The organism is Anoxybacillus sp. CHMUD, assembly GCF_013096965.1.
Classification (GTDB): domain Bacteria; phylum Bacillota; class Bacilli; order Bacillales; family Anoxybacillaceae; genus Anoxybacillus; species Anoxybacillus kestanbolensis_A.
In genome coordinates, this window is the sequence record NZ_SDLG01000027.1 from 20,407 (window position 1) to 28,036 (window position 7,630).

The 7,630-nt window shown below is 39.2% G+C and carries 6 protein-coding genes and 1 pseudogene; 5 read left to right on the forward strand and 2 right to left on the reverse strand.

Features of this window, described 5'->3' with window-relative positions; genetic code table 11:
• Nucleotides 1–256 precede the first annotated feature (256 nt).
• Both ETB99_RS13605 and ETB99_RS13610 read left to right on the forward strand, forming a co-directional pair.
• On the forward strand, nt 257–1,423 hold the full coding sequence (locus ETB99_RS13605; RefSeq protein ID WP_171700834.1) for an IS256 family transposase: 1,167 nt from the start codon (nt 257–259) through the stop codon (nt 1,421–1,423).
• Between the two features lie 236 nt (nt 1,424–1,659).
• Entirely contained in the window at nt 1,660–2,214 is a 555-nt protein-coding gene (locus tag ETB99_RS13610) for a histidine phosphatase family protein (protein WP_129000932.1), read from the forward strand.
• Between the two features lie 116 nt (nt 2,215–2,330).
• Here the strand turns inward: ETB99_RS13610 and ETB99_RS13615 are convergent.
• A pseudogene (locus ETB99_RS13615) lies at nt 2,331–3,512 on the reverse strand (IS701 family transposase).
• A gap of 437 nt (nt 3,513–3,949) precedes the next feature.
• Here ETB99_RS13615 and ETB99_RS13620 point away from each other — a divergent pair.
• The 3 genes from ETB99_RS13620 (at nt 3,950) to ETB99_RS13630 (ending at nt 5,912) form a co-directional block, all read left to right on the forward strand.
• Nucleotides 3,950–4,894 (forward strand): plastocyanin/azurin family copper-binding protein, encoded by a 945-nt coding sequence (locus tag ETB99_RS13620; RefSeq protein WP_171700835.1) that lies wholly within the window; start codon nt 3,950–3,952, stop codon nt 4,892–4,894.
• A 118-nt stretch (nt 4,895–5,012) separates the two neighbouring features.
• Complete coding sequence (locus ETB99_RS13625; protein ID WP_043968598.1) at nt 5,013–5,396, forward strand: DUF302 domain-containing protein; 384 nt, start codon at nt 5,013–5,015, stop codon at nt 5,394–5,396.
• Nucleotides 5,397–5,621: 225 nt separating this feature from the next.
• Entirely contained in the window at nt 5,622–5,912 is a 291-nt protein-coding gene (locus ETB99_RS13630; protein WP_171700836.1) for a hypothetical protein, read from the forward strand.
• A 126-nt stretch (nt 5,913–6,038) separates the two neighbouring features.
• On the opposite strand, the gene ETB99_RS13635 is transcribed toward ETB99_RS13630, so the two are convergent.
• Nucleotides 6,039–7,115 carry a YVTN family beta-propeller repeat protein gene (locus tag ETB99_RS13635; protein ID WP_171700837.1) on the reverse strand — a complete coding sequence of 359 codons (1,077 nt, stop codon included), beginning with the start codon at nt 7,113–7,115 and terminating at the stop codon, nt 6,039–6,041.
• Between the last annotated feature and the right edge of the window lie 515 nt (nt 7,116–7,630).

Sequence of the window (7,630 nt, forward strand, 5' to 3'; positions counted from 1 at the left end):
AGTTACAGGTTTCCAAGTTTTATTTTATCATATAATATTCTAGTGTATTTGGGTATCAATAGTATAATTTCTAATTTCTAATTAGGTCTTTTACGGAAAATCCAAGAATGAGAAGAGAAATAAGGGATTAAGGAGGGGCGCTACTTAAATGATGATGTATAAAATTTTGTGTAAAGCATTTTGCTAGACCAAAAGAAAAAAGGTAGGGTATTCTCTGATTGAACCCAAATATTCCAGAGAAAGGAGAACCCTACCTATGTCCAAAAGTATACCGAATGTCGACTGGGCAAATCAACTGGAAAGTGTCATTCGTCAGTTTGTAAAGGAAAAATTAGAACTGATCATGCGGGAAGAAATCAAACATTTCCTCGAAATCGAACAGGCCGGAACGCCGAATATGAGAAACGGCTACTATCAACGAAATCTAGATACGCAATATGGCCGAATTGAAGGCCTTTTGGTCCCAAGGGATCGAAATGGGGAATTTCAAACGCAGCTGTTTGCCCCTTACCAACGTCATACTGGTTGGCTCGAGGAAGCCGTCATCAAAATGTATCAAAGTGGCATGAGTACGAGGGAAATTGGCAAGTTTATCGAACGAATTTTAGGAAATGCCTATTCTCCAACGACAATCAGTCGTATTACCGATGTCGTGAAGGAAGACATCGAGAAATGGCACAATCGCCCTCTACATCAGCGTTATTCGGTTTTATATTTGGATGGTTTATACGTAAAACTTCGTCGCGAAACCGTGGAGAAAGAAGTCATTTATGTGGTGTTAGGGGTGAACGAAGAAGGATATCGCGAAATTCTTGATTTCTTTGTGGGAGGACAAGAAAGCGCCTATGTATGGCAGGAAATCCTTCAACACCTCTATCAAAGAGGCGTCAAGGAAGTGCTTCTGGGCGTATTCGATGGACTACCGGGGTTGGAGGAAGCCTTTAAGGCGGTTTATCCGAAAGCCGATGTGCAGCGTTGTGTCGTTCACAAAGTCCGTAACACCCTCAGCCGTGTTCGAAAAAAAGATCAATTTGAAGTGGCAGAGGATCTCAAACTGATTTATCGCGCGCCGAATAAGGAGATGGCGTTACAGATGTTTCAACAGTTTGAGTCGAAATGGTCCAGCAAGTATCCGAGAGAAGTTCAATCTTGGGCCAATGAGTTGGATGTTCTCCTTACATTTATGGATTATCCAAGCAGTATTCGAAGTGTGATTTATACGACGAATGCCATTGAACGAACGATCAAGGAGATTCGGAAACGTCTAAAACCGATGAACAGTTTGAGCAGTTTAGAAGCCGCGGAAAAAGTCGTGTATTTGACCATCCAAGATTTTAATGAGAAATGGGCAGGGCGAAAGTTGCGAGGATTTGCCGAAGCACATGAAGCCCTTCAACGAATGTTTGAAGAACGTTACAATTAACCAAATAATGTAAATAAATGAGATAAGGGGATTCTCCCTTTCCACACAAGAGACTGAATATTCAGTCTCTTGTGTGGAGGAAACCAGTCTCCCCTCTATTCTAAATCTATTTCAGAGATACCCTATCTATTTTACATTACACAAAATTCTTGACGGTACCTTCCATTTATGGTAGACTTGGTTTTATAAGATTCTACCATTTCTACAAGTACATATTGAATAGGAGTGTGGAGAAATTGTTGACCAATCTGTATTTTGTTAGACATGCTCATTCTACATATACACCAGATGAATTGGGAAGACCATTGTCTGAACGTGGTTTTACTGACGCAAATACCGTAACAGAATTGCTTAAAGGGGAAAATATTGACCATGTCTTTTCAAGTCCTTTCAAGCGTGCGATTCAGACAGTTGAAGGAATTGCAAAATACGTAAATAAAGAGGTTGAGTTAATAGAAGATTTTAAAGAACGCCTACTGGCAGAAAAGCCTGTACAAGACTTTTCAGTAGCAATTACTAAAGTATGGGAGGACTATGATTTTTCATGGAAAGGTGGAGAATCAAATAAGATTGCCCAAAAAAGAGGTGTTAATGCTACTTTACAAGTATTAGAAAACAATACGGGTAAAAATGTAGTAATCGGTACTCATGGTAACATAATGGTCCTGATTATGAATCATTTCGACAGAAAATACGGATTCGAATTTTGGAAGCAACTTGAAATGCCTGACATTTATAAACTATCATTCGATGGTAAAAAGCTCGTACATGTTAGGAGAATATGGGAATAATCCTAATGATGTTGTTCAGAAAACAAGAAGAAATAAGGACAAATTTCTAAATTTACTGTAGTTGAGCAATTTTAATTACAATAATTACCATGTAAAAGAGACAAACAGGGTACCCCTTATGCCACGTGGAGCTGTTTTTTAACGGTATCAATGGGAATATTTTGTTTCGCTGCACGGTAAATGAACTCCACGAGGCTATGTCCTTTTCTCTTGCGCAGAAGATCGAGCCCATCAGAAAAATCGCTGTTCGACTCGAACATGCTGTACACGTAAGCAAGCTGCACCAAGATCCAGTAGCGTTTCACCGCCCGACGCCCGCGAACGCGGTATCCATCGAGTTTCAGCTGGTCTTTCGCTTGACGGAAAAAACATTCGATCGACCAACGTGCAGCATAGTAGCGCAAGATCTCTTCATCGCTTAGATCCCGGTCGGTGCTCAAGACGCAGTGAAGATGTTCCGATGTCATCGGCTGATCGGCTTTCCAAGCGAGCAGCACCACGGCATCCTTGAGACCGTTCAGAGCACCTTCGTAGCGATACACCCGATAACGCTCTTCTCCCACCGTGACGAGGTGAGTGTCTTTCGGTTCGATGTAGCGGGCAAACTCCCTCACCTGAACCGCAATGCCTTTTGGATAAAGAAGCCGATTGGCCTTGAGCATTGCGATTACGTGGAATCCCTTTTTCAGACAAGCTTCCACGAGCGTTCGCGATGGATACCAAGAGTCCATCAGCACATAAACAGGACGGTGTACATCCAAAGAAGAAAGCATCTCGATCGCGAGTTCCCTCTTGCTTTTCCCAGCCGCCTTGTCGTAGAGGCGGAACGCAAAGGGAAAAGCCTGGGTCATCGTATGAACCATGAGCCAAACGAGAGAATGTCCCTAGATCGACTTTTTCTCTGTGTGGGAATAGTGCCAATCACACCCTTGAATGGCGTGCGTTGCCTGTGACGAAGGCTTCGTTTTTTGGCAAATCGTATCATCGATCGAAACAAAAAGGGGTTGATTCTCCTGTTTGGCGATGCGTTCGACACGACGAAGCATCCACTGTTGAAGTTTGCGAAGCAGCGTCTCTTCATCTCAAGGGCTTTTCGTGAAAAAATGGCTGAGTGTCGTGCGGTGGTTCGGATGAAAGCTCCAATGATGAAGATCGGTCAATGTTCCCGCGAATCCTTTGGTGGTCAGCGCATCCACGATATGAACGAGATGCTTCATCACAGGTTTCGAGAAATAAAGGGCCAACCCCAACATCGTGAAAAACTTGTGAATTCCTTGGTGATGTGCTAATCTATTCATGAGACATGAACCTCCTTGTGGATAGTTGTGGCACATCTATTCTAATCAAGGAATCGGGTTCATGTCTCTTTTTTGTTTGGTTGTAAATTTATGTTAGCGAATTTGCTCATCTACAGTTAAAAAGAAAAAGGGAGAACACATATTAGTCATGTGTAATATGTGTTCTCCTTTATTTTTTAAGGCTTTTTATAATTTAGGTCTTGATAATTATTCGTTGGCACTCCTTGTTTATTTTTGATAAATTTCCAAGATTGATGGAAATATAATTAAGAAAATTTTGAAAAATAACCTCATTACATAAAGGATTATAAGTCCTGCTATTGTTCCAGACATTACGTTTATCCATATGAATTAATTTAATAAATTTAAAAAGGACTAACTAACCGCTTGCCCACATATATGTGTACAAATAAAAACTTACAGGGAGGGATCGTTCATTGTCGATTTTATTAACTGGAATCATTGTAACGATTTTATCTTTGATTGTTATTGTTTTCGTATTCATAAAAAGAAAGAAAATCACATGTATGGTCGGAATGATGGTGGCGATGGCTTTAGGAATGCTAGTCGGACTAACAGGTGGCTTGCTGGCCGGGATTTTGTATAGCGGTAACCTCTTTTTCTCAACCGTTTTAGGAACAGGAATTGGATTGTTAGCCGGTTTTTTGGCCGGTTTACCGGTTAGTATCATGGCGATGATGGACGGGGCTTTGTCGGGCATTATGGGCGGGATGATGGGAGCGATGTTAGGAGAAATGATTTCACCGGAATACCAACATTCAATGATTCGTGTCATGCTCGTCATATTTGTTGGGATGATTGGTATTGTTTTGTACATGCTTCAACAAGAAACCGGTTTTAACCGTTTATCTTTCATCAACAAAATATTCCATAATCCATTGTTATTATCAATCGTCTTTCTGCTGTTTTTCTACACATATAATCATTTAAATAATACGCTCGATCAAGGTCATAACGTGTCCATAAAAAATTCCCATATGAGCCACTCTATGACTAATAATAAGCTGTCTGGCTCTCCGTTGAATTTCAGTACAAAGACGAAAAAAGTAGTCATTGAAGCAACCGAATTTGCTTACTTCCCTAAAGATTTCAAACTTACCGTAGGGCAACCAGTAACCTTAATTCTCAAAAATAGCGGTGAAGTTGAACATGATATCGAATTCGAAAATATGAAAGTATCTCTTTTACAACAAAGTTATCATGGGAATCATTCAAAAAATCAAACAGTCCATATTCATTCTTTGCCAGGAAAAACAGCCGAAATCAGGTTCATACCGGTCGAAAGCGGTGTTTTTCGCTTTTATTGCACGGTTCCTGGACATAAAGAATCTGGTATGGTTGGATTCGTTGAAGTTTCTTAACAAAGTGAAGTAGCTGCCGAGACAATGCTCGGCTTTTTTCATTTATATTATTGTTTAGTTTTACATACAACTAAAGTGAAATAACATGCAATATGTTGGAGAAGGGCGGTTGATGAAGGTGTTTCATTATACGATTGAAGTACAAAGGGGAATGAACGAAACGATAAAGATGTTGGAAGAAAGCTTGAAAAAAGAAGGATTTGGAGTTTTGTGGAAATTTAGTGTAACGGAAAAACTGCAGGAAAAAGGATTCGATTTTCCAATACCATTTGTGATTTTGGAAGTATGTAATCCGCAAGAAGCAGCGCGTGTGCTTTCTGAAAACTTATTAGCAGGTTATTTTCTCCCGTGCAAAATCGTGGTGTATAAAGAAAATGAAACAACAAAAATTGGTATGCCAAAACCAACCATGTTAATCAGCATGATGAATCATGAAGAACTGAAAAAACTAGCGGAAGACATTGAAAAGAGATTAATATCCTGTATTGATGAATGCAGATAAATAGCTGTTAAATGAACCGAAAATAACATTGTCTAAACCTTCGAGAAAAAGCCTTTATTAGGCTTTTTCTCTTTTATGTAAAATTTGGGAGGAATTTAGTCCATTTTTCGAAAATATCCAATTAACAAATAATAATCCAAGACAAGAAATTGTAAATGTTTATGAACACTTTCTCCATAATTCTCCTTTATTCTAAAACCAGAAAAGGATGGAGGTGTTGAAAAAATGAAAAAATTTATTTCAGGTTTGCTCGTACTTGTTTCAGCTTTTGTATTAGCTACAGCTGTTTTTGCAGCAAATAAAAATGATAATAATGATTGGAAAGAAATGTTGCCAATGATGAAACAAATGCATCCAAACTTCTCAGAAGAACAATTACAAAAGATGTACGAACAGTGTCGAAATACTAAAAATATGGATCAAATGATGGAACATATGATGGAACATATGATGAATAATAGCAAAACGAATCAACAAATGATGAAACAAGGACATATGAACAATCATATGATGTAGCAAGGTTTAATCAAATATATTTAAGCACTGTAGGCTTAAAACTACGGTGCTTTTTTATGCGTAAATTTCAGCAAATAGAAAAGAAAAACAGCAGGTTTAAAAACTCAACCTGCTGTTTATTTATATTTACGGCATGACGCTGATCCCGTTCGGAATTTCACCTACTTGAATCGTTTTGATTACTTTGCTTTGCTCTTTATCAATGACACTCACCGTGTTGTCAAACATATTGGTGACGAAAACATATTTTTGATTCGGACTTGTGACAACTCCGTGCGCTCCTTTGCCTGTTTCAATTGTGGCAACTACTTGTTTCGTTTTTATGTTTATTTTGCTTACGGAATGAGACGGTGCATCTTTCGTCCCTTGAATGGCTACATAAGCAAATGTATCGTCAGGATCCATGTACACTTGGGCTGGTCCCCGACCGACCGGAACTTTTTCTACTTTACCGCTTGCTAAGTCAACAATGGCGAGGGCATTCTCTGCATTTAACGTTACGGCTAATGTTTTACCGTCCGAGGTAATACCGGTTGTTACAGGAGTAGATCCTACTTTTATTTTCTTTTCTTCTTTCGTCGTTTCTAAATTGAGGATACTGACGCTATCTTCTCCCATGTTGGCAATATACGCATAACGGCTATCTTTAGAGATCCGGAAACCATGCGGACCTTTTCCAGTTGGAATTGTTTGGATGACTGAGTAGCTCGCCATATCAATGACTGAAACGTTATTGTCTTCATTATTGGTAACGAGAGCGTACTTTCCATTTTCGGTGAAAACGATATGAGCAGGGTGATTCCCCACTTCCACTTTCTTTATTAATTCGTCTGTTTCTGTATTATAAAACAACGCCATTCCTTTCATATCCATTGATTGATCATTTCCATGTTGCATTTCCGGAACTAAAGTAGCGCCGAGAATTTTTCCGTCAGGAGAAACTTGGACGTTATGAACCGCACCGTCTACTTTGATTGTTGCGACCACTTGATTCGTTTCTACATCAATTTTTGAAATACTTCCGCCTTCATTAGCAACGAAGTAATATTTTTTCGTTTCTTTTCTTTGCTCTTTTTTGGTGGCTGCGGCCTGTTTGTTTTCACCTAAAGTAGTGTTGTTTTTTTGAGAATTCGCTCCGCAACCTCCTAAAACAAACATAAACATCGTCAATAAGGTTAACAACGCAATGATCGTTTTACGCATCAAATATTTCCTCCTTTTGTTTTATTGTGTTTGAAGACATGATATTAGCAAAAATATTTAGTCGCTGTGACGAATTTCACAATAAAAATAAAATTATTCCTAACCGTTACAATTTATTGAAATCCATAAATTCTGCAAATTTATCCTATAAAATAAAAATATTTTAAATTATTTATGGAATAAGAGGGAGGAACTGTTGTGGGAGCGAATTTCGAAAGAATGATTCAAGAGTATCGAGGTCAACAACCCAACGACTAAAGTCGTGGGCTTGTAAGCCCCATGTTGACCAGACCAAGGCTTGAAACAGAGCCTACGTTATAGATGTCATGACACGTTCGGGTACTTCTCCAGCCCGTTCCTCTGTCGTGCAAGGTTAAACAAGCGTGGTGGGTAGCGCTAGTGTCTTGCACATAACAAGCATCTATAACATGGTCGAGGAGAATATGACCTGCTTTATGCAGAGGAAAGGGGAGAACCCTATGGTTTTTGTGTTAGACACAAACAAACGTCCGCTT

Bases quoted from the DNA above. Each gene is read 5' to 3' on its own strand.
- ETB99_RS13605 (WP_171700834.1), top strand. From the start codon at position 257: ATGTCCAAAAGTATACCGAATGTCGACTGGGCAAATCAACTGGAAAGT.
- ETB99_RS13630 (WP_171700836.1), top strand. From the start codon at position 5,622: ATGAAAAAATTTATTTCAGGTTTGCTCGTACTTGTTTCAGCTTTTGTA.
- ETB99_RS13635 (WP_171700837.1), bottom strand. From the start codon at position 7,115: ATGCGTAAAACGATCATTGCGTTGTTAACCTTATTGACGATGTTTATG.